General features: G+C 50.0%; 19 protein-coding genes. 14 read left to right on the plus strand and 5 right to left on the minus strand.

Annotated elements, in window-relative coordinates; all coding sequences use genetic code 11:
- The first annotated feature begins 105 nt into the window (after nt 1-105).
- The 4 genes from IPP75_04805 to IPP75_04820 are packed head-to-tail and all read left to right on the plus strand — an operon-like array spanning nt 106 to nt 6,518.
- Entirely contained in the window at nt 106-2,664 is a 2,559-nt protein-coding gene (locus IPP75_04805; protein ID QQS69208.1) for a type IV secretion system DNA-binding domain-containing protein, read from the plus strand.
- Between the two features lie 40 nt (nt 2,665-2,704).
- The gene (locus IPP75_04810) at nt 2,705-4,306 is read left to right on the plus strand and encodes a virulence factor MviN (GenBank protein QQS69209.1); all 1,602 of its coding nucleotides are present in this window, start codon (nt 2,705-2,707) and stop codon (nt 4,304-4,306) included.
- 32 nt (nt 4,307-4,338) lie between these two features.
- Complete coding sequence (locus IPP75_04815; protein ID QQS69210.1) at nt 4,339-6,183, plus strand: elongation factor 4; 1,845 nt, start codon at nt 4,339-4,341, stop codon at nt 6,181-6,183.
- Nucleotides 6,183-6,518: a hypothetical protein gene (locus IPP75_04820; GenBank protein QQS69211.1), complete on the plus strand. Its 336-nt coding sequence runs from the start codon at nt 6,183-6,185 to the stop codon at nt 6,516-6,518. Before IPP75_04815 ends, IPP75_04820 begins: the two co-directional genes overlap by 1 nt.
- 53 nt (nt 6,519-6,571) lie before the next feature.
- Here the strand turns inward: IPP75_04820 and IPP75_04825 are convergent, their stop codons facing one another.
- From IPP75_04825 to bcp, 4 genes are all read right to left on the minus strand, one after another.
- Complete coding sequence (locus tag IPP75_04825; protein QQS69212.1) at nt 6,572-6,793, minus strand: transposase; 222 nt, start codon at nt 6,791-6,793, stop codon at nt 6,572-6,574.
- A complete protein-coding gene (locus tag IPP75_04830; protein QQS69213.1) occupies nt 6,733-7,437 on the minus strand; it encodes a DDE-type integrase/transposase/recombinase in 705 nt (234 codons plus the stop codon). The genes IPP75_04825 and IPP75_04830 overlap by 61 nt, the downstream gene beginning before the upstream one ends.
- 67 nt (nt 7,438-7,504) lie before the next feature.
- On the minus strand, nt 7,505-7,798 hold the full coding sequence (locus IPP75_04835) for a transposase (GenBank protein ID QQS69214.1): 294 nt from the start codon (nt 7,796-7,798) through the stop codon (nt 7,505-7,507).
- Nucleotides 7,799-8,066: 268 nt separating this feature from the next.
- Nucleotides 8,067-8,528 (minus strand): thioredoxin-dependent thiol peroxidase, encoded by a 462-nt coding sequence (gene bcp / locus IPP75_04840; protein ID QQS69215.1) that lies wholly within the window; start codon nt 8,526-8,528, stop codon nt 8,067-8,069.
- Between the two features lie 100 nt (nt 8,529-8,628).
- Here bcp and IPP75_04845 point away from each other — a divergent pair, with 100 nt between their 5' ends.
- The 7 genes from IPP75_04845 to IPP75_04875 all read left to right on the plus strand — a co-directional run bounded on the left by IPP75_04845 (nt 8,629) and on the right by IPP75_04875 (nt 15,194).
- Nucleotides 8,629-9,345 (plus strand): hypothetical protein, encoded by a 717-nt coding sequence (locus IPP75_04845; GenBank protein QQS69216.1) that lies wholly within the window; start codon nt 8,629-8,631, stop codon nt 9,343-9,345.
- A gap of 625 nt (nt 9,346-9,970) precedes the next feature.
- Complete coding sequence (locus IPP75_04850; GenBank protein ID QQS69217.1) at nt 9,971-10,669, plus strand: transcriptional regulator; 699 nt, start codon at nt 9,971-9,973, stop codon at nt 10,667-10,669.
- Complete coding sequence (locus IPP75_04855) at nt 10,666-10,902, plus strand: hypothetical protein (protein QQS69218.1); 237 nt, start codon at nt 10,666-10,668, stop codon at nt 10,900-10,902. Before IPP75_04850 ends, IPP75_04855 begins: the two co-directional genes overlap by 4 nt.
- An 83-nt stretch (nt 10,903-10,985) precedes the next feature.
- Nucleotides 10,986-11,234, plus strand: coding sequence for a hypothetical protein (locus IPP75_04860; protein QQS69219.1), 249 nt, complete (start codon nt 10,986-10,988; stop codon nt 11,232-11,234).
- The gene (locus IPP75_04865; protein ID QQS69220.1) at nt 11,235-11,714 is read left to right on the plus strand and encodes a nucleotide exchange factor GrpE; all 480 of its coding nucleotides are present in this window, start codon (nt 11,235-11,237) and stop codon (nt 11,712-11,714) included.
- A gap of 346 nt (nt 11,715-12,060) precedes the next feature.
- The gene (dnaK, locus tag IPP75_04870; GenBank protein ID QQS69221.1) at nt 12,061-13,989 is read left to right on the plus strand and encodes a molecular chaperone DnaK; all 1,929 of its coding nucleotides are present in this window, start codon (nt 12,061-12,063) and stop codon (nt 13,987-13,989) included.
- Nucleotides 13,990-14,042: 53 nt separating this feature from the next.
- Complete coding sequence (locus tag IPP75_04875; GenBank protein QQS69222.1) at nt 14,043-15,194, plus strand: hypothetical protein; 1,152 nt, start codon at nt 14,043-14,045, stop codon at nt 15,192-15,194.
- Nucleotides 15,195-15,376: 182 nt separating this feature from the next.
- On the opposite strand, the gene IPP75_04880 is transcribed toward IPP75_04875, so the two are convergent.
- Complete coding sequence (locus IPP75_04880) at nt 15,377-15,646, minus strand: zinc ribbon domain-containing protein (GenBank protein ID QQS69223.1); 270 nt, start codon at nt 15,644-15,646, stop codon at nt 15,377-15,379.
- 170 nt (nt 15,647-15,816) lie between these two features.
- On the opposite strand from IPP75_04880, the gene IPP75_04885 reads away from it, so the two are divergent.
- The 3 genes from IPP75_04885 (at nt 15,817) to IPP75_04895 (ending at nt 21,049) form a co-directional block, all read left to right on the plus strand.
- Nucleotides 15,817-18,735 carry a hypothetical protein gene (locus IPP75_04885; protein ID QQS69224.1) on the plus strand — a complete coding sequence of 973 codons (2,919 nt, stop codon included), beginning with the start codon at nt 15,817-15,819 and terminating at the stop codon, nt 18,733-18,735.
- 62 nt (nt 18,736-18,797) lie between these two features.
- Nucleotides 18,798-19,955 (plus strand): molecular chaperone DnaJ, encoded by a 1,158-nt coding sequence (gene dnaJ, locus IPP75_04890; protein QQS69225.1) that lies wholly within the window; start codon nt 18,798-18,800, stop codon nt 19,953-19,955.
- 128 nt (nt 19,956-20,083) lie between these two features.
- The gene (locus IPP75_04895; GenBank protein ID QQS69226.1) at nt 20,084-21,049 is read left to right on the plus strand and encodes a hypothetical protein; all 966 of its coding nucleotides are present in this window, start codon (nt 20,084-20,086) and stop codon (nt 21,047-21,049) included.
- The last annotated feature ends 50 nt before the right edge of the window (nt 21,050-21,099 follow it).

The raw sequence follows: 21,099 nt of genomic DNA on the forward strand, positions 1-21,099 counted from the left end.
AACATATTTATTGAATAAATTACAAATCATGGAAACGCGGCTATTTTTCATACACGAAAAGTGAGACAATAGGAGGTGAAACCGCTTACGGAGCGGGAATTCACTATGGCGGGAAAACTATTTGGAAAGGCCGAAGAGCCAACGCATGATGATACAGGGGTGGTACTACTCCTGCAGGTGCCACGCACCAACGATAAAAAAGAACTGGCGGCCGAGCAAATGTTCGCCAGTCTGCACGGGCTACTTACCATACCCACGCCAGGTATCTTAAAGGCGGCCAAACGCGAACGGCTTAGTTTTGAAATAGCCGTGCGCGGAAAACGGATTGGTTTTTATGTGTGGGTACCGCGCTACCTAGTAAGTTACGTGGAAGAACAAATCTATGCACAGTATCCCACAGTCCATATAACTGAGGTGGAAGATTATGCGGCACATAATCCCGAGGAGCAGTATTCGACCCAGCTTGTGACCGAACTGCGGTTTACAGGGAATAATGCTTTGCCCATAAAGACTTTTCAAAGTTTCGAGGTAGATCCACTTGCGGCCATTACCGCGACGCTTGCCAAGTTTAGCGATGACGAAGAGGCGTGGCTGCAGCTACTCATTCGTCCCGCCAGTCAAAACTGGCATAGAGCCAGCGAACGCTATGTCGCGAAGATGAAAGGGCAGTCCAGCATGACAACCACCGGCATGCTTAGTGTGCTGTGGGCGCCACCAGAAACGAAAGCAGATGCCGCCAAACTAACCGACGACCAGCAAACGCGTATAAGTGCCGCAGAACAAAAAACCCAGAAGTTGGCGTTTGAAACCCAGGTGCGGATTGTTTACCGGGGGAACACTCTGAAACAGCAGGCACAGCTGCAAATGCAGTCAATTGTCGCTAGTTACAAGCAGTTCAATAGTACATACCTGAATGGCTTTGAGGCCAAGCGGATTATTGACGACCCGTTTCTGATTGCACATTTTCGCAGTCGGGCGTTTAACAAGGTCGGGTTTATGTGCAATATTGAAGAAGTTGCCACTCTGTATCACTTGCCGCACACCACGGTAGAAACACCGTACATCATGTGGGCAACCAGTCAAACGGCCGAGCCGCCAGCAAACCTCCCCGTTGTCTCGGCAGCTACGCAGGATACGCTCAGTCCCCTCGCTGCCACGAACTTTCGTGGACACAACACTATGTTTGGCATGCCGCGCACCGACCGAGGCCGACATCTGTACATTATTGGGCAGACGGGTACGGGCAAATCAGGCCTCCTTGAGCTGCTCACTATCTCCGACATATATAGTCCCTACGGTTTTGCAGTTATCGATCCGCACGGTGACTATGCTCAAAATATATTAAAACGAATACCGCCCGAACGCGCGGCCGACGTCGTTTACTTCAACCCCGCCGACACAGACTTTCCTATGGGTTTCAACCCACTCGAAATCTACGACCCAAAGCTTAAAACCCACACCTCATCTGAGCTGATTGGTGTTATTAAGCGCATGTTTGAGTATAGTTGGGGGCCACGGCTCGAATATATTTTGCGCTATTGTCTGCTCGCCCTGCTCGATTATCCGCAAGCGACCATGTTAGACATAACCCGCATGCTCACCGAAAAAAAATTCCGCAGCGATGTGCTCCAGTATGTTACCGACCCAGTGGTACGCAATTTCTGGACGATTGAATTCGCCAGCTGGAACGAAAAATTCATGACCGAAGCGGTTGCGCCCATTTTAAACAAAGTTGGCGCGTTTACAGCAAATCCGCTCGTGCGTAATATCATTGGCCAGCCGAAAAGCAGTTTCAATATCCGTCAAATTATGGATGAGAAGAAAATTCTTATCGTAAACCTTAGCCGTGGGCTTGTTGGCGAAGACAACGCGGCGCTACTTGGTGCGCTGCTTGTAACAAAAGTGCAAATGGCGGCAATGTCTCGGGCAGATATACAAGGAGAACAACGTACACCGTTCTACCTGTACGTCGATGAGTTCCAGAATTTTGCGACCGATTCGTTTGCTACCATCCTGAGCGAAGCACGCAAATATGGCCTAAACCTCACCGTTGCAAACCAGTATATTGCCCAAATGCTCCCAGAAGTAAAAGACGCAGTATTTGGTAACGTGGGGTCTATCATTAGCTTCCGAACCAGTGCAGACGATGCGAGCACCATGATGAAATATTTTGAGCCGAAGTTTACCGACCACGATATGGTTCACATGCACAACCGTCACTTTGCGGTGAGTATGACCATAGGGGGAGAAAAAGTCCAAGCGTTCTCCGCCATAAGCTTAAACTTGCCCGGTTTTCCGTTTGATTATAGCCAGCATATTATTGACCATAGTCGCTCGCTGTATGCGCAGCAGAGAAGCGCTGTAGAACGGTTTATTGGTGAGCGCTACGGCCTCTCCGGGTCGGTCGCGGCTGTACCGCAGGCAAAACCATCAGTCACGCCAGCTAGCGGGGTTACGCAGCCCAAAACAGAGCCCGCAACAAACCAGAAGGTAACAAGCGTTGTAAAAACGGTTATTTCCTCGAGCACAACAAAGGAGGAGCCAGCAAAGACTAAACGCAAACGGGTTCGGAAGCGTAAAAAAACATCTACTCCTGCTGCATCGCCCGAACACACTAACAACAATGGCGTATTGTCTGAAGAGCATGTTGTTCATTTAAAGTAAGTGACTTCATGCCCGCCGGAGAGCTATACTACGTAGAGATATGCGAATAGCGACACGAAAATGGAAACGCATCAGTTTCGGCAATGCCGCTATGCTGCTCATGGGAGCGGCCCTTATTTCCCAAGTTCTCGGGTTTTTTCGGACCAAATTGGTGAATGCAAACTACGGTGACCTCGCTATAACCGACCCACAAAACGCCGGGGTGTACTTTGCGGCATTTGTGTTGCCAGACTTCTTTTTCTTTATCATTGCAGCAGGTGCTCTTGGTGTGGCAGTTATGCCTTATTTGAATGACAAACTGGCAAAGGGTGACCGGCGGGGTGTTTGGGAGCTGGCAACGAGCCTCATTAATTTCCTTGGCATATTTTTGGCAATCGTCGGTGTGTTTATGTTTATATTTGCAGACGTGCTTGCGAAGAAGCTCACGCACGGTTACACCGCAGAGCAGCTCCACAATGTCGCAACCATGATGCGGATACTTGCGCTGAACCCCATGTTGTTTACCATTTCGGGCATAATTGCTTCGACCCAACAGGTTTTTGGCAGGTTTTTCTTCTATGCAACAGCGCCCATATTCTATAACGTCAGTATTATTGTCAGCTTGTATATATTTAAAGATAGTGTTGGCATAGTTGGGCTTGCTATAGGTGCAGCAATTGGCGCACTTTTACAGCTGCTGGTTATACTGATTGGTGTTTCGGGGCTTGGCTTTCATTGGTCGCCGTCTATCAAGCGCTCGCACGATTTTCGCTCCATGCTGAAACAGTTGCCACCACGGTCACTAGACCAAGGCCTTGACCAAGTGCAGAGTATTGTTGAAACAAATCTCGCATCTGCGCAGCAGCTTGGCGGGGCAAAAGCTGTTGCCGACTACAACACCGCGTACGTGCTGCATACTGCACCAATTTTGCTCATCGGTACCGCCATATCTACAGCAGTGTTTCCGCGTCTCAATACGCGCTTAAGCCAGGGCAGGCCCGACTTATTCCGGCAAGATTTTCTTCGTACGCTACGGCTCATCATATGGATAATATTGCCAGTTGTGGTTATAAGCTTTTTTGGTCGAGGCTACCTGGCGCGCCTAATTTTTTCGCGGAATACAAGTGGTGACATTGCTATCATTTTTGGTGCGCTGTGTGTGGCAATACTGTTTAGAACCATTTTTGCCATTATTTCGCGCTGGTTTTACGCTCAGAAAGACACTCGGACGCCGCTCGTTGTCTCTATATTTGTAATTGGCCTTAACGTTGTTTTGGCGTATGAACTTTCACGTCCGTATAGTTATGGGGTGGTTGGACTAGCCATAGCCCAGTCCATTGTGGCGGCTGTGGAAGTAACTGTGCTTGGCGCCATTATGCTCAAACGTGACCGTAAGTTGTTTGACGCAGAGTTTTGGAGCGGTATATTCCGCATAATATCGGTGACGGGCTTTAGTCTTGTGGCCGGGTTTATAGCCGTCCAATTCCTACCGCTTATGACGGCCGATAAGGGGCTTGTTTTACTGTACAAACTAAGCGCAATTGCTGGCGCAACTATTACAACACACCTGGTTGTTTCGGCACTATTTGGGCTTAGTGAAGCACGGGAATTCTTTGCTTCGGTGAAACGGTTCGTGATGAAACCAGTCAAAATTGAATATTAAATCCAGCCCACCTCTGTTATACTGTCCAGAACATGGACCAGTCTAAAATAAGAAACTTCTGCATAATTGCACATATAGATCATGGGAAGTCGACGCTGGCTGACCGGTTGCTTGAGCTGACCGGAACGGTCGAGATGCGCAATATGAAAGCGCAGCTACTCGACCGCATGGATTTAGAGCGCGAAAAGGGCATTACCATCAAACTCGCTCCTGTGCGTATGGAGTATCAGGGTCACGAACTGAACCTTATCGATACCCCTGGTCATGTAGACTTTAGCTACGAAGTGAGCCGTAGTCTGCAGGCTTGCGAGGGTGCACTTTTGGTCGTGGATGCCAGCCAGGGTATACAGGCGCAAACGCTTGCCAATGTCTACCTCGCCATGGAGCAAGACCTTCATATCATACCGGTGCTTAACAAAATTGACCTGCCAGCTGCCGATGTCGAAAAGGTTAGCCGCGAAGTGATTGCACTGCTTGGCTGTACAAAAGAAGACATTTTGCTTATTTCCGCAAAAACAGGCGAAGGCGTCGACGCTGTGCTAAAGAAAATTGTTGCCGAAATCCCCGCCCCCACCACTCTAAGAGGACTGTCCTCTGAAATTGAATGGGGTGAAAATGACAGAGGGGAAAGTGCGGTCCCGGGTGAAAAAGGTCGTCCCACGCGCGCCTTAATATTTGATTCCTACTACGACGATTACCGCGGTGTCATTCTGTACGTACGGTTGTTTGATGGGGCAATCACAAAAAACGCTGGCATTAAAATGATGGCAACAGGCGCGCATGGTTTGGCGCTTGAGGTCGGTGCACTCACACCGGAAATGACCGCACGGCCCAGCCTGCAGGTGGGCGAAATCGGTTACATTGTCACCAACCTAAAATCGACCCGTGAAGCCAAGGTCGGCGACACAATTACGCTGATGTCCCAGCCTGCCGCACAAGCGCTGCCAGGCTACCGCAATGTCCAACCGTTTGTATACGCGGGCTTTTTCCCAGAGTCAAACGAATATTACCAAGAACTGAAGGATGCTATAGAAAAACTCAGCCTCAGCGACTCCGCCCTGCAGTTTGCGCCAGAAAATTCACCAGTACTTGGGTTTGGCGTGCGTATTGGTTTCTTAGGCCTGCTCCACATGGATATCATCCGCGAGCGGTTGGAGCGCGAATATAACCTTGAGCTTGTCGTTACTAACCCAAGCACCGACTACCAGGTAAGGCTCATTAGTGGCGCAGAAATAGATATCAAATCTGCTGCCGACTTACCCGAACCGACCAAAATTGCCGAAATTCGTGAACCATGGATAAAGGGTGAGATAGTTGTGCCGCAAACATACGTTGGCCCGGTCATTCAGCTCATAAGCAGCAAGCGCGGCCTGCAAAAAAACCTCAGCTACATGGAAGACCGAGCGCTCGTGAGCTTTGAAGCACCGCTCGCGAACCTGCTGACCGATTTTTACGACCAACTCAAAAGCATTACGAGCGGTTACGGCAGTTTCAACTACGAACTCGATGATTACCGCGCCGAAGACCTGGTGAAAGTAGACTTTTACGTTGCCGGAGAAATGGTATCGTCACTGAGTGTTATGGCGCACCGCAGTGAAAGCCAAAAACTGGGCCGCGATGTGGTGGCAAAGCTAAAGGAAGTTATTCCGCGCCAGAACTTCCAGGTTGCTTTGCAGGCAGGCATAAACGGCCGGTTTATTGCTCGCGAAGACATATCGGCCTACCGCAAAGATGTGACCATTGGGCTCTACGGCGGCGACGTGTCCCGCAAGAAAAAGGTGCTCGCTAAACAGGCCAAAGGCAAAAAACGCATGAAACGCTTCGGTAAAGTCGACATCCCATCCGAAGCCTTCACCGTCATGCTCAAGCGAGATTAATGATGACAGACAAACCTGATATAACAATAGGAAAACTGCACATATGGGTGGACGGCAAAGAATTTCCAAGCCTCAATTTGACGGAACAAAATTCTTATGATGATGCCGGCTGGTTGCGTGCCACCATTTCATATCGAACCGCGTGTTCTACGGTGGAGATTAGTGGAGCTGCGCTGCACCACTGCGACCTGAAGGCATTGCAAGATGACTGTCAGAAATTGCATACAAATGGTCACGGCCTGCTCCAATTCGGTACCCTCGAGCCACATCTTCATGTTGAGCTCAAATTTGATTCACTAGGACACTATACTGCGCTCCCCAACCTGCTCACATAACCGCTTTGACGTAGACCTGTTCCGGTACTGGTTAGTATTGGTTACGAAGCCGCTTAGAGTTGGTCGGTTCGTACGTCGAAATATACGCTTGCTGGTGTTCGGTAGTCAAGACTCTGGTGTTTTCGTTTGTGGTTGTAAAACGTGAAGTATTGTTCCAGCCCTGCCTGTGCCTCCGCGAGGTTCTGGTAGGCATGCGGGAACACGTCCTCGTATTTCACGGTGCGCCATAGGCGCTCAGTGAAGATATTGTCCAGGCATCTGCCTCTTCCATCCATGCTGATCTGTATGCCTGCTTGTTCCAGGGTTCCCGTGTATGTTTCACTTGTAAATGGCTACCCTGGTCAGAGTTGCAGATGTCTGGAATTGACAGCCCGCAGTCGTCCACAAAGCACAGTGCGTCCTTGAGCGCCTGCAAGACAAAACCGTTTTGCAGTGTGTCGCTCAAGGCCCAGGATATGACATACCGGCTATACCAGTCGATGAACGCTACCATATAGACGAACCCATCCCGTGTTTTGATGTATGTAATGTCCGTGCCCCATACGTGGTTCGGGTATGCCGCCTTCACATGACGCAGCAGATACGGATAGATTTTGTGGCCCGTGCCAACACCGGGTTTACTCGTATTCGGCTTAGGGTAGATAGCCTCTATCCCAAGGAGTTTCATCACCGTACGAATATGCTTTCGACCCAGGTCAAGACCATACCGGTCCAGTAGCTCCAGATGCATCCGGCGGTAGCCGTAGAACGGGTAATCCGTGTAGACGACATCGACGGCATCCATGTCCCGTTTGAGCAGGGCTTGAGCTTTGGGATTGTCTACTGGCTGGTAGTAGGCCGTGCGTCTGCTCAGTCCCAGCAATGCAGTCTGCCGGGTCACCGACAAGGACGGATGGTCTGGTTCAATGAGACCGGCCAAATCGTACCGATGGATTGATGAGAGCGTACTGACTAGTGGAAGCGAAGGGGTACAAGCGTCTGGCGAGCTACAGCCCCAGCTCACGATGGATCTTTTTTTTAAGCCATTCGAGTTCAGCATCACGGACGCCAATGACCCGATGGAGTTCATCGATTCGCTTCTGGGCGTCAGCTGCCTTAGCGGCAGCGTTTCGTTTGTCGGCAAAAGCGTCAGCCATACTGGACTTTGCGGCATCCCGCCATTGCTTTACTTGGGTGGGGTTAACCTCAAAATCTGAGGCTATTTGGTTAATGGTTTTGTCGCCTTTGAGTGCAGCTAAGGCTACCGTCGCCTTCTGCTCAGCAGTGAATTGTCGTCTCATTGCTAGAGACCTCCTTTGATGGTTTAGTATACCAGAAGAGGTCTTATTGGGTTGAGCAGGATTGGGTGCGCATTATACACTTAAAAGGTGTGATTGTTCTTCGGCCCGACCCAGTGTATGAAAAACATGAGTATGTCGTAGAGGATTTAGACCTAAGCTATTTGCCGCATATAATTTCTGAATGCAAGGATGCTATCATTACTCATTTTCCGGAGACAGTTAAAACCAAGTAAAACCCATATCTGTTAATAATCCGTCCTAGGTGAAATCAGGTTTTTTGGAGTATTTTTAGGTCGGTGATGATTTCGGCGGCATGTGTGCTGGGGTCAACGCCGTGGTACTCTTTTGCAATCATACCCTCGGGGTTTATTAGGAACGTGTTTCGTTTGGTGCCCAGCAAGGTTTTCCCCCAGAAAAACTTTGGGTCCCACGAGTCATAGGCAGCGGCAACGGCGTGGTCGGGGTCACTAAGTAACGTAAAATTTAAGCCGTGCTTCTCGGCAAACTTACGGTGACTTTCTGGCGAGTCTTTGCTAACGCCAATTACAACGGCATTGCCAAATTCGGCTATGGCTTCACGCGTATCGCGAAAACCACAGGCTTCTATAGTGCAGCCGGGTGTTTCATCTTTGGGGTAAAAATACAGCACCACCCACTTTCCGCGGTAATCTCGCAGTGAATGATTTTCGCTGTTTTGGTCTAGGAGGGTAAAGTCTGGCGCCTGCTTCATGACTGATACTGTAGCACAAAGAGCAGGTTTGCCCTGACATGACTCGCTGAAAGGTAAGCTGACGTTTGGTTTGACGCCCCATTCCTGCTATAACTACTACATGCAAGACGACATAAAACAACTACTCCAAAACTATCACCCGAGCCAAAAAACTGTTGAGACGCTGCGTTCGCAGAAACTCATTATCTTTGCTGGGACAGCCGGTGCCGGGAAAAATGCCATTATGAACGGCATGCTAAAAACCGGGCATTACCACGATATTGTTACCAGTACGACTCGTGAGCCACGCGAAAATAATGGTGTTTTGGAACGGGACGGTATTGACTACCACTTCTTAAGTACCGAGCAAGCAGTCGCAAAACTAAGAGCTGGTGAGTACATAGAGGCTGCGCTTGTTCACAAGTACATATACGGTGTTCTGGCGAGCGAAATTGAGCGTGCTGCCGAGGCGGGGAAAATGCCCATTGTGGATGTTGATGTACAGGGTGTACACACCTTTAAATCGCTTTCAGATAACATTATTGCCGTCTTTGTAGTGCCGCCGAGCTACGAGGTATGGATGCAACGGATAAAAAGTCGGTATGAAAACGAGGCAGAGTTTAATGAGGCATGGCCAGCCCGCCGCGAAAGTGCCATACGTGAACTGGAAGATGCACTAAGCCGCCCATACTATCACTTCCTCATAAACGAAGACCTTGACCAGGCCGTTCACTCGGCCGAAGGCATTGCTCAGCACGATGACAAATTCAGCCAAATAGACAAGAGCTACCGCGTTTGGGTAGAACGCATTTTGCACGATTTGAAGAGCCATACCTAGGAATTAGGAATTGTCATCCTGAACTTGTTTCAGGATCCATACGCTTTCTAAAGCGTCTATGTATTCACTACACTTTATGGTCTCACCATACCTCACTCACACTGGCAGTTCTCGGACTGCCGGCCGACCAGGACCTTTTGCTGCCAAAAGGTCCTGGACCTAAAACCAGGCCAAAAGCTCCACCTCTTGGTCAGCTAGTTGTTCGTTTTGACAACTGACGCGACAACTCGTTCAGCCAGGATTGCCACTGGCAATCCTAACTTCACTCAAACAAGTCGCGCCACCTGTCGGAGGTTGTCAAAGCCGACAACACCTGAGCCATGAGGTTACACATGGCCATTACTGGTTATGTCGCTAACGCGACGGATAACTAGCGGCCTGCGGCCGCAGGCAGAACTATGAATTCTGAACTCTCTGGGGACTTGCTCACTGAGAAATTGAATGAAAACTGAAAACTGGAAACTCCTAACCCCTAACCACCATCCCTAGCACTCTAGACTTTTGAGTGCCAGTTTGATAAACTTATACCATTAAAAATGAATAGGGAAAAGAGCAGCCCGAGCAAAAATCGCATTTTTTGCCCGGCGCGTTGAGAAAAACCGTAGGTTTGTCTCAAGGAGATGTCATGAGTCCTAGGCAAAAGCAAATACTCACAGCCATTATCGAGCAGTACGCTGAAGTAGCCGTGCCTGTTGGCAGTAGTCTCCTTGCAAAGGTGTTTGGAGTATCGAGCGCGACCATACGCGCAGAGATGGCCGAGCTTGAAGCCCTTGGCTTCATACGTCAGCCGCACACCAGTGCCGGGCGCATCCCGACCGACAAAGGCTACCGTTTTTACGTAAACAATCTCGCCGAAGCAGACGAAAAACAGCCGGAACGCGGTGCCGAACGTGCCCTTGCGGCACGACTTGAAGGCGGCGGCCTGCCCGAACGTGCCATTCGTAACGCCGTGGATACGTTGGTGGAACTAACTCATAATCTTGGTCTTGCTACCATTGGCAACCAGTTGTATATTTCCGGCCTCAGCAACCTGTTTGGCCAGCCCGAATTTCACGGCGGAGCCCAGGTGCAACAGGTAGCGCGTTTACTTGATAATCTTGAACCGTGGCTGCGTGAAGCCGCGCCAAACCAGCCGCTGAGCGTCTACATTGGTGCCGAAAACCCCATTGGCCGCAGTGCCGATGCGAGCCTCATTATCAGCCGGTTCCGTAGCCCTTTTAGCGACCACAGCTACATAGGCACGCTTGGCCCCACTCGCCAAAGCTACCGCGATGTCATGTCGCTCGTCGCACACGCCGGGAGAACCCTGGAGGAAGTGTTATGACTTCGGGTCCAGACCCACACTTATCAGACGGGTTTCGCAAAGCCGGTAAACTGGCTGCAGCGGGTGATACGGCTGGGGCGCAAGAGGCTGCTGTACAGGCTGGTGAATTGCTCGCAGCTGAAACGCCACAAGATTTTGGTATAGGCGAAGCGTTGGATGTATTGCTTGCCGCTGCTCTTGCCGCAGCTAATCCTTCAGCAGATCAGGATAATGCGCCAGATGAAATACAATAAAAACAATCAATTCAAAATGATTTACACTAATCAGACTACGGCTTTCATTCCACGTACGAAAAAGCTTTGGGTGGGGCGTTGTAATGGCGCTTGATGAATGCAAAGACAAACCGCCGTTAGACGAATGGGCAAATGATAGTGTTGCAGCGTTTCAAGAAATGGTCTCAGGAGGACATCTAATCGGTGCACAGCAATTAAGGGCGGTCACTATGGCTGAAGCAGAGCGGTATGTCAAGGACGGGCACACACCCAAAGAGGTGGAAGAAGCGCTAGTGACGGCATCCGCAACTTTGGGTATAAGTGCCGTAGAAAGATTTTTAGGGAGTAACTAAATGATGAAAAAGAAGCAAGATGACCTAGATTATGCACAAGTAGCTGAGCAGCTGGCTACCGAAAATGCCCAGCTGACAGAGGCGCTGCAGCGTGAGCGAGCAGATGCCACCAACATTCGCCGTCGGCACGACGAGCAAATCGCTTCACTTCGTTCAACAGTGAAGGCAAGTGTGGTGAAAGACCTGCTGCCTATTATCGACAACTTTGAGCGCGCGCTAAAACATGTTCCGAAAGAGCTTGAAGGGAACGAATACGTTAAAGGTATAGAGGGTATCGTCAGGCAGTTTGAAAAAACCTTAGCAGACATCGGTGTCGAGCGCATCAAGACCGTCGGCGAACCATTTGATCCGCATCTGCACGAGGCGGTTAGTATGGAGGCAGGTGATGGCAAGCAAGAAGTGGTGAGCGAAGAACTCCAAAGCGGCTACCGCCTAGGCGATGACGTCATCCGCCACGCCATGGTCCGCGTGAAAGGCTAACGTGGCCAAGTCATTTCCTACTTGGCAAGAATGCGCCCCTGACCTGACACTTCACGATGCGGTCAGGGCATTCGTTTTATTATATGCTCTCACAAATGAGTATTTTACTCCCGATGGCTTACGAAAAGCCTCGGAAGATGAAGATGAATTGCGCAGCCTACGAGACGTTGTAAGCTCTTGTGTGGGCGAAGATCTAACAGAAGTAGACATTGTTTTAGCATTGCACAGTTTTGTAACTGATATGAAATAGAAAATTGGCACTCTTGACAGGTGAGTGCTAATTTGTATACAATGGAGCTACTTTAGCACTCTATAGGTATAACTGCTAACAAGAAAGGGTAGAATTATGAGCAAAATTATCGGTATCGACCTTGGTACAACCAACAGCGCCATGGCCGTCATGCAGTCTGGTAAACCAGAGATTATTACGAATAGCGAGGGCAATCGCACTACGCCGTCAGTGGTAGCTGTCAATAAAAAGGGTGAACGGCTCGTTGGCCAGGTAGCACGCCGCCAGCAGGTCACCAACCCCAAAGACACCATTTATGAAGTAAAGCGCCTCATTGGCCGGAATTTCAACGACAAAGAAGTTCAGCGCGACCTCAAGCTCATGGGCTACGAAATCGTTAAAAGCGGCAATAGCACCAAGGTAAAGATGGCGGGTAAAGAGTACAGCCCAGAGGAAGTGAGCGCTATGATTCTTGGCAAGCTCAAGGCCGACGCCGAGGCGTTCTTGGGTGAGCCAGTGACCGAAGCGGTCATTACTGTGCCAGCCTACTTCGACGACAGCCAGCGCCACGCTACCAAAGACGCCGGTAAAATTGCCGGACTTGAAGTCAAACGCATCATAAACGAGCCAACGGCCGCTGCACTTGCCTATGGGCTTGATAAAAAGAAGGCCGACGAGAAGATTGTTGTGTACGACCTTGGTGGTGGTACGTTCGACGTATCCGTCCTCGAACTCGGTGACGGCGTATTTGAAGTAAAAAGTACCAACGGCGACACCCACCTTGGTGGTGCCGACTTTGACCGCGTTATCATTAACTACTTTGCCGACGAGTTCAAAAAAGAGCACGGTATAGACATTCGTGAGGACAATGCCGCCATGCAGCGCCTTCGCGACGAAGCCGAAAAAGCCAAGATAGAACTTTCTACTGCGCAGGAAGTGGACGTGAACCTGCCGTTCCTCACCGCCGACGCCGATGGCCCCAAGCACTTCGAGCACAAACTGTCCCGCGCCAAGCTGGAAGAGCTCGTGAGCGAGCTTATAGATAAAACGGCTGTTCCGTGCGAAAAGGCCCTCAAAGATGCCGGGCTGAAAGCCAGCGACATAGACAACGTTGTGCTGGTGGGCGGTATGACCCGCATGCCAGCCGTTGCTGAAAAGGTGAAGAACATCTTCGGCAAAGACCCTATGAAGGGTGTGAACCCAGACGAAGTTGTCGCCATCGGCGCGGCCATACAGGGCGGCGTGCTCCAGGGTGATGTAAAGGACGTTTTGTTGCTTGATGTGACCCCACTGAGCCTCGGTATCGAAACCATGGGCGGCGTAATGACCCGACTTATCGACCGCAATACCACCATTCCGACTAGCAAGAGCGAAGTGTTCAGTACGGCGGCAGATAACCAGCCGCAGGTAGAAGTGCATGTCCTGCAGGGTGAACGCGAAATGGCCGAGGGCAATAAATCGCTCGGGCGCTTCATACTCGACGGCATCGCCCCCGCGCCACGCGGTATACCGCAAATAGAAGTGACCTTTAACATCGACGCAAACGGTATTTTGAATGTCACCGCCAAAGACAAGGGCACTGGCAAAGAACAGAACATCACCATTCAGGGCAGCGGTAGCCTCGACAAAGAAGAGATAGAAAAAATGGCCAAAGAAGCCGAAGCCCACGCCGAGGAAGACAAAGCCAAAAAAGAAGCCGTAGAAGCCCGCAACCACCTCGACAGCGCCGTGTACCAGGCCGAGAAACTGAAGGGCGAAGAAAAGGTTAGTGACGACGATAAAAAGACTATTGATGAAGCGGTCGAAAAGGCCAAGAAAGTCGTCGCAGACGAAAAGGCCGACAAAGACGCCCTAGAAGCTGCCACCAAAGAGCTGAACGACGTCCTCATGCCCATCGGCGCCAAGATGTACGAGCAGGCCGCCAAAGAAGCGGAAGCAGCCGCTCCAAGTGAAGACGCATCTGAAGAATCGTCATCCGAGACGAAAAAAGACAAGAAAAAGAAAGACGATGGCCCCATAGAAGGCGAAGTCGTCGACGAAAAGTAATCCACGAGGGCGCAGAAATGCGCCTTCTTTATGTATGAACTAGGAAATGCGCAATGTTTGAGGAAATCCAAAATTGGCCTACACCAATAAATGAGGAAAACTGGGCGACGCTAGAGGTGGGTCTGCTTCTTGAGCACGCAAAGAACAATAATAACCAGCGACTTCGAGGATTTGCTGAGATGTGGCAGGACATAAAGATTGGTCTTCAGACGGTGACAGATCAATCAACATCGCCATCACTTTACTACCCGAAGAGTGAGCTAATAAATAGATGGATTATATTCAATAATTCGCTACGAGAGACCGTAATATCTCAGCCAAATGTGATCGAACAAGGCAGCTTTATACATCTCGGAAGCACTATTGGGTTATGGAGTGTGGGGTTAGATAGTGATGGCAATCCTAATCTTTCTGCAGACGGACAAATCATTGTTGATGCAAATATGTCAAAGGACTTTGGCCTGATATTTGACTTGGGTAAAACCGTAAAGAACTCCATTCCGTTTAAAGGAGGGGCAAAATCCCCATTTACTAAAGCGGCATTACAGAAGATCGAGGCAGCCTTTGACTCATTAGAAAAAAAGACCTCAGAAAAAATTGATCTCAAATATACTGAATTTGAAGCTAAGACGAACGACGCTACAAAAAAACGTATTGCCGACATCAAAACCGTACAGGCTGCACGGTCATGGGCAACCCACTATGATGCACGCATAAAAGTTTTTGAACAAAGAGTTGCTGGTTTTGATAAGTTACGAACAAGATGGTATGGAGTACTCCTATTTGTCCTAATTATCTATGGGATTGGGGTGGTTTCTGTGCTGCTTGGCTGGCTCAAGCTGAGCGACATTGGAAGTTTACAGGGAATTGGTAAATATTTTCTTGGCCTTACTTTTTATGGAGCATTGCTCGGTGTGTATATTGGCTATAGCTTTGTAGTCAGACAACTAAAAGTAAGCCAGAACTTACTTGAGCAATACCATCATCGGGCTGTGGTCGCAAAGACAGTTGAGGGAGTCGTGGTAGCTGTAGCTAAAACCAGGGACGGAACAGCTGCACCTGATGAACAAAGCGCTCTTAGAGATGAGGACTTGAAAACAATTGTTCAAACTGCCGCAGTTTCAATGTTTGAGTATCGCCCAATCGGTCATCTAGGCGGGAAAGAATCACCCAGCATACTTTCAGAACTCATAAGTAACAAATGATTGTCTAGGCAGTTCATTCTTAAAAAACTATTTTCACTCACGCTAAAAAATAGCATAGGTTAGTTTGTGGTGTTAAAAACTCAGCGCGAACATGCCTGCGAAAAAGCACCAGATGGTGCTAAGAGGACTGACCTCTGAAAGCACTGTTTTCACCCGGGATATTGGGATAACAGCAGTGAGCTTCACTTCGTTTTGGTTTTCCAGCGTTTGAGCCGGGGGAGTTGCTTTTGTGCCAGCCAGCGCATAAGGCGGCTGCTGCCGTTTTCAACGAGCGCCTTGTCGACGATAGTTTTCATTTCCTCGAGCGTGCGGTCTGGTCCTATGAACGCACCGTTTTGGTAGCACATGCTACACCACTGCTCGCTTTTGGCGCCATTGGCTTCGCTGCCGCGGCAGTCACCAGCCTTCTTTGTTTGCAAAGGCATCCCGCAGCTTTGACATTGTTTACTCATGGTCACTCCTTACATTTCCAGTATACACTGCTAAAAATCCTACCACTCGGTACTTCGTAAAACCGCAGCATAGACGAGCATGGGTTTTACAGACGGTCTTATGAGGCAACCGAGGACATATACACCCCAAATTGCATATGCTAGAGTATGAGTAATAACAAGGAGGGTGCATGTTTTGGTTTTTTATCCTCGCAATTATTGTCATTATTGTCCTCTCTAGCAGGGGTAAGACAGCGCCACCACCGGCGAATTCCGTAAACCAGCAGTGGATGGATTACATAGCGGCATATAGGCATGGTGTAAAAACTAAGGCCGAAAGAGCGCTGCTTGCCCGCATGCTTTCTGACCTAGAGGCGCAAGGCATGCCGAGTCCATCACCTTCGCTACTAGAGGCGACAGCGGTCATAGATACAGAAGAATTCGAGCGACATAGAGATAAGACGGAAAACTCTGCGGCTACAGTGCAGGCTGCTGCGGTTGCTGAACCGGCTGCTATCGCCGAAGCCGTACCTGACTGGCAGTCTTCGGGTAATGTACCAGACCGTACTCAACAACCCTCAAGTTTGGATAATACGACACTCTTGCTCTACTTTGGCGCGTTCCTTTTTCTGGCTTCGGCCGGGCTTTTTGTGGCGCTCTCTGGTGCGTATGGTAGCATCCGGGTTGCAACAGTGCTAGTCGTGATGTCTGCACTCTACTTCGGCGGACTATGGCTGCACGACAATAAACCGAAGCTGCAAGCTGCGGGTAATACGTTTATAGGTATGGGTCTCATGCTCGCGCCGCTCGCGGGTCTTGCGACCTACTCATATGTTATGCACGACCAGCCCGAGCTGGTCTGGTTGCTAACGTCACTGCTGTGTTTGGGGCTGTATGGACACGCGTTGCGTAAGCTCAAGACGCCGCTTATGGAATATATCTTTATCGGTACATTTGTTTCGTTGTTTGAGTCAGCCGTTTCGGTGTTACAGTTGCCATTGTATTTCTACGGCTGGGGATTTGCAGCCGTTGGGCTTTGCATGCAAGCATGGTCGCTGTACCGTAAAAAAGTTGATGATTACGACGAGCCAACCACATTAAGCGGCAGCTTGCTTTTACCGATTTCTATATTGACGGCGCTGTACGTTTGGCCGCGCTACGGCGTGGTGCAGCTTGGCGTTTCGCTACTGCTCGCTGCTTTCTACTACGGCTTGCAGGCTTGGAAGGCCCGGCGGGATGATGTGAGAATTAATAACGCAGTAGTTTCACACGTATCGTTGCTATTAAGCCTTGCCTGTTTTGCGTACGGCGCTCAGCACAAACTGACAGACGTGACGGTACTGCTGCTGGTATTGGGCGCGCTGCAGCTAGGGGTTCTACTCACACGAGCCAGATCCTCGCTTATGCAAGTTTTTGCTAACATCACCTTTTTATCACTCGTTGTCGCCGCATTCTTGGGGTGGGAACGGCCATGGTACACGGCAGTTGCAACGCTGGCTGCTGTCATATTTGGCCTAACGCTGTGGGTCAGACAGTATCGCCCAGACATGTACGGTGCCGCAATAGGAGTTGCGGTAACGCTTCCGTTTAGTATTGGTTTACGTGCCGTCGAGAACAAGTGGCATGCTTGGGGATTGGCGGTTGCGACGGGTGCAGTCGCCTTCCTTCAGCTCGTTATTTTTGTAGCAACACGACGTAAAGCGCTCGACACCCAAGAGTGGCGCACAAATTGGCGGGCGGCGCTTGTTCTCACGCTTACACTTGCGAGCTTCATAGCAATCTTTGCAGGCTCTATGTCGGTGCTTGTAGCCGGACTGCTTTCTGCGGTGGTGGCATATGCCATATATCGCTACGATGATGTGGCGGAGTGGCTTCAGACAAGTAGTCTTTTTGTGGCGTTACCGGCGGTGTTTGCGGTATCGAAGCCAAGCGTATGGCTGGCGGGCTTGGCTGTAGGATGCACGTGGAATCTTGTACTCGTTTTTGCGAATCGGCTTGAGACTGCTCGATGGGTCGGGAGTTTCCTATGGCTACTGCTCCCGATAGGTTTTGCGCGCGTTTTCCCAGTACTCCAAACATCGGAATGGTATGCGGGTAGTTTTTTGCTCTGTTTGGTAGGCATGGTCGTAGCGCGCGCGGTTGCAATGAAGCGTATCGCAAAGCTACCGATTGCCTTGTCGGAGCTTGAACGAAAGCTCCATAGCGACAGCCAGTCGTATGTCTTCGGATATATTGCAGCCAGTGTAATATCGTTTGGTGCCGCATGGGCTGGATCGCGGTTTGCGCCAGCGGTTGTGGGCTTACTACAGGCCACCATATGGATGTACATTGCGCGAAACGTAGAACGCCGGCCAGATATCATGACCATACTGCCGCTACTGCTGCAGGCCGCCTTATGGGGCACATTTAATCAAGACGGAGTTGGCTGGTATGTTTTCCTAAGTACGATGATTGCGCTCATGGGTTATCTTGTCGGCTGGTTCCAGCCTGCCGACAAACAATCAACTGCGTATGCTCGTCAGTTCCAGCTTGCCTCGCTAGTGATGCTTTACATAGCACCAGCGGCCACATTTGCTCTTGGTACGCACTGGACAATGCCGTTCGGACTGGCGATAGCTGGCTGTGCAACACTGCATGCGACCTGGAACCGCGAACAAAGCGACCGAGAATGGGCGGGAGGCATCATAGCCCTCTCGCTTATGTGGCTTCTGTGGTACAACGGCGTAGAAAATATACAGGTGTACACACATATCCTGGCCGTACTTTTCGGTCTTTATGCCTACTGGCGAGCAACTCGAGGTGATGCGGCAACAAGCCAGAGCTACTTGGTGGCTATGCTCTGCGCGGCGACAATTCCACTTGGCCTGCAGGTAATAGGCGGCAATGCTGGTGGCTTGTACGGCTGGTGGTTCCTGGGCGAGCAAATTGCCATTATGCTACTTGGTATGGCTATACATAATCGTTTTGTGACACGCTGGGGCATGTACGTGGCGGTTGGCGCAGTTCTGTACCAGTTACGGTCATTGGCATGGCTCTCGCTCACGCTTCTCGCCGTTTTCCTCATAGGCCTTGCCGTATACCAACTGCAAAAATCCGACTCAAAAAAATAACGGGGAGGGGACAAATATTGGCACTCTAGACTTTTGAGTGCTAGTTTTGTACAATAGTTTTAATGTCAAAACGTGATTACTACGAAGTGCTGGGCGTTGGCAAAGATGCCAGTGCAGACGAAATAAAAAAAGCTTTTCGCCGGAAGGCGGTAGAGCTACACCCCGACAAGCAGGGTGGGGATGAAGTGAAATTCAAAGAAGTAAATGAGGCCTACGAGGTGCTAAAAGACCAAAGCAAGCGCCAGCGTTACGACCAGTTTGGCCACGCCGGCGTGGGTGGCGCCAGTGGCGGAGGTGGCAATCCGTTTGGTGGTTTTGGCGGTGAATGGAATGGGCAAAACGTAAACTTTGACTTTGGTGACCTTGGCCTTGGCGACATTTTTGGTAGCTTTTTTGGCGGCGGTGCCGGTGGGAGTCGCGGGCAGCGTCAGGCGCGAGGAAACGACGTTGAGACACGCGTGGAAATTAGCTTCGAAGACGCCGTTTTTGGTACCGAAAGCGAACTCCGGCTCAACCTAGAAGACACGTGTAGCCACTGCAAAGGCACAACGGCCGAACCAGGTCATGAGCTCAAAACCTGCGACACTTGCAAAGGTAATGGCCAAGTTGTGCAGGCTGTGCGAACTATATTTGGCAACATTCAGCAGGCGGCGGTTTGTCCAACCTGTCAGGGCAAGGGCAAAGTACCCGAAAAAGTGTGTAGCGTTTGCCGCGGCAAGGGCACCGAACGCCGCACTCAAACCGTCCAACTCAAAATCCCGGCTGGCATAGACGACGGTGCGACAATTCGCCTGCGTGAGCACGGCGAAGCTGTTGCGAATGGCCCGAAAGGCGACCTGTACGTCCACATCCGCGTCAAAGCGCATAAACACTTTACGCGTGAAGGCGACCTCATACTCAGCGACGAACACGTCAGCATGGTCGATGCCGCCCTCGGTACAGAAATAGATGTCGAAACGGTCGACGGAGCGGTGCGTATGAAAGTTCCGGCTGGGACCCAAAGTGGGAGCGATTTTAAACTGAGCGGCCACGGTGTCCCGCACCTTCAGAAAGAAACCCGTGGGGCGCATATAGTAACTATCATTGTCGATACGCCGACGAAGTTGTCAAAGCAGCAGCAAGAACTCCTCGAGGCCTTCCGGGCCGAACCAAAAAAAACGCGGCTTTTTCTAGGCTTCACTTTTTGCTACAAACACGTAATAATAGAGTCACATGCATAAGCGTAAGCTCAATCAACGCGGTCTCATAACCATGGAATTGCTTATTTTGATAGTACTCGCAGTGGTAATCTATCTTATCTACAAGAAAGTTCAGAGCGCACAACAATAGCGAGTGCTATACTACGCAAATGGCAAATAGTGTAACAAGACAGCTGTTGCTGCAAGAGGCGGCGAAGCGTGGCTGGGCGGTGAAAACGATTGGGCCGCGAGCTCAATTATGCAAAATTACAACCCCAGATGGCGAAACTGAGACATTTAGCGGTTCGCGTCCGATGAAAAGTTCTGCAAACGGAAGACACATAGCAGTATATAAAGACCTCACACTTTCTTTCGTTCAATCACTTGGCTATGATGTGCCGCCATACGCAACTGTAGACAATTTTGAGGCTGCACTGCCATTCCTCGAGCAGTACGGAACTGTTGTCGTAAAACCTATTGACGGCTCGCAAAGTGTTGGTGTTAGCGTTGGTATTGAAACGCACGAAAAGTTGTATGCTGCGATTAGTTTGGCAAAGAACAATAGCGCATCGGGAAGAGTTATTATACAGAAGCAAATCAAAGGTAAGCTATACCGGATACTAGTGATTAATGGAAAGGTCCCGGTCGTAACTGAGCGTCGTGCGGCACGTGTTATTGGCGACGGAGTATCATCGGTTTCACAATTAGTGGAGCTACTCAATCAAGATCCCCGTCGTGGTCACGGTTCAGATACTCCCCTGAAGGTGGTAGAACACAAGGCGGTCGAAGCATATCTAGGGAGTCCTGCAATGCAGCACATACCTGCAAGGGGCGAGATTATCCGCGTATCGGGCATAGAAAGCGTAAGCGCCGGAGGTGAAGCAGCAAATGTGACTGACATAGTAGACCAAACATGGGTCGCCGCCGCATGCGCTATTACCAAGGCAATGGGATTATTTATTGCTGGTTTTGATATTATGACTGAAAATATTGCACAGCCCATTGAGGGCAAGTACATCCCGCTTCTTGAAGTAAATAGCTCCCCAGGTCTAAAAATTCACGAATATCCTTCCCAAGGAGAGCCGGTACATATAGCACCTCTGCTTTTCAATGAACTATTTTCAACCGAATCATAACCCCAATCACGCATTAGCCACCAATAGATAAAGCACGCTACAATTTCTCT

The sequence above is a fragment of the Candidatus Saccharibacteria bacterium genome, from assembly GCA_016700375.1.
In the GTDB taxonomy this organism is placed as follows: domain Bacteria; phylum Patescibacteriota; class Saccharimonadia; order Saccharimonadales; family UBA4665; genus JAGXIT01.

What these genes read in the sequence shown, in the direction of transcription:
- IPP75_04820 (QQS69211.1), top strand. Translation starts at nt 6,183, where the DNA reads ATGATGACAGACAAACCTGATATAACAATAGGAAAACTGCACATATGG.
- IPP75_04895 (QQS69226.1), top strand. Translation starts at nt 20,084, where the DNA reads ATGGCAAATAGTGTAACAAGACAGCTGTTGCTGCAAGAGGCGGCGAAG.
- IPP75_04815 (QQS69210.1), top strand. Translation starts at nt 4,339, where the DNA reads ATGGACCAGTCTAAAATAAGAAACTTCTGCATAATTGCACATATAGAT.
- bcp (QQS69215.1), bottom strand. Translation starts at nt 8,528, where the DNA reads ATGAAGCAGGCGCCAGACTTTACCCTCCTAGACCAAAACAGCGAAAAT.
- IPP75_04875 (QQS69222.1), top strand. Translation starts at nt 14,043, where the DNA reads ATGTTTGAGGAAATCCAAAATTGGCCTACACCAATAAATGAGGAAAAC.
- dnaK (QQS69221.1), top strand. Translation starts at nt 12,061, where the DNA reads ATGAGCAAAATTATCGGTATCGACCTTGGTACAACCAACAGCGCCATG.
- IPP75_04805 (QQS69208.1), top strand. Translation starts at nt 106, where the DNA reads ATGGCGGGAAAACTATTTGGAAAGGCCGAAGAGCCAACGCATGATGAT.
- IPP75_04880 (QQS69223.1), bottom strand. Translation starts at nt 15,646, where the DNA reads ATGAGTAAACAATGTCAAAGCTGCGGGATGCCTTTGCAAACAAAGAAG.
- IPP75_04835 (QQS69214.1), bottom strand. Translation starts at nt 7,798, where the DNA reads ATGAGACGACAATTCACTGCTGAGCAGAAGGCGACGGTAGCCTTAGCT.
- IPP75_04825 (QQS69212.1), bottom strand. Translation starts at nt 6,793, where the DNA reads ATGGATGGAAGAGGCAGATGCCTGGACAATATCTTCACTGAGCGCCTA.
- IPP75_04885 (QQS69224.1), top strand. Translation starts at nt 15,817, where the DNA reads ATGTTTTGGTTTTTTATCCTCGCAATTATTGTCATTATTGTCCTCTCT.
- IPP75_04845 (QQS69216.1), top strand. Translation starts at nt 8,629, where the DNA reads ATGCAAGACGACATAAAACAACTACTCCAAAACTATCACCCGAGCCAA.
- IPP75_04865 (QQS69220.1), top strand. Translation starts at nt 11,235, where the DNA reads ATGATGAAAAAGAAGCAAGATGACCTAGATTATGCACAAGTAGCTGAG.
- IPP75_04810 (QQS69209.1), top strand. Translation starts at nt 2,705, where the DNA reads ATGCGAATAGCGACACGAAAATGGAAACGCATCAGTTTCGGCAATGCC.
- dnaJ (QQS69225.1), top strand. Translation starts at nt 18,798, where the DNA reads ATGTCAAAACGTGATTACTACGAAGTGCTGGGCGTTGGCAAAGATGCC.
- IPP75_04855 (QQS69218.1), top strand. Translation starts at nt 10,666, where the DNA reads ATGACTTCGGGTCCAGACCCACACTTATCAGACGGGTTTCGCAAAGCC.
- IPP75_04850 (QQS69217.1), top strand. Translation starts at nt 9,971, where the DNA reads ATGAGTCCTAGGCAAAAGCAAATACTCACAGCCATTATCGAGCAGTAC.
- IPP75_04860 (QQS69219.1), top strand. Translation starts at nt 10,986, where the DNA reads ATGGCGCTTGATGAATGCAAAGACAAACCGCCGTTAGACGAATGGGCA.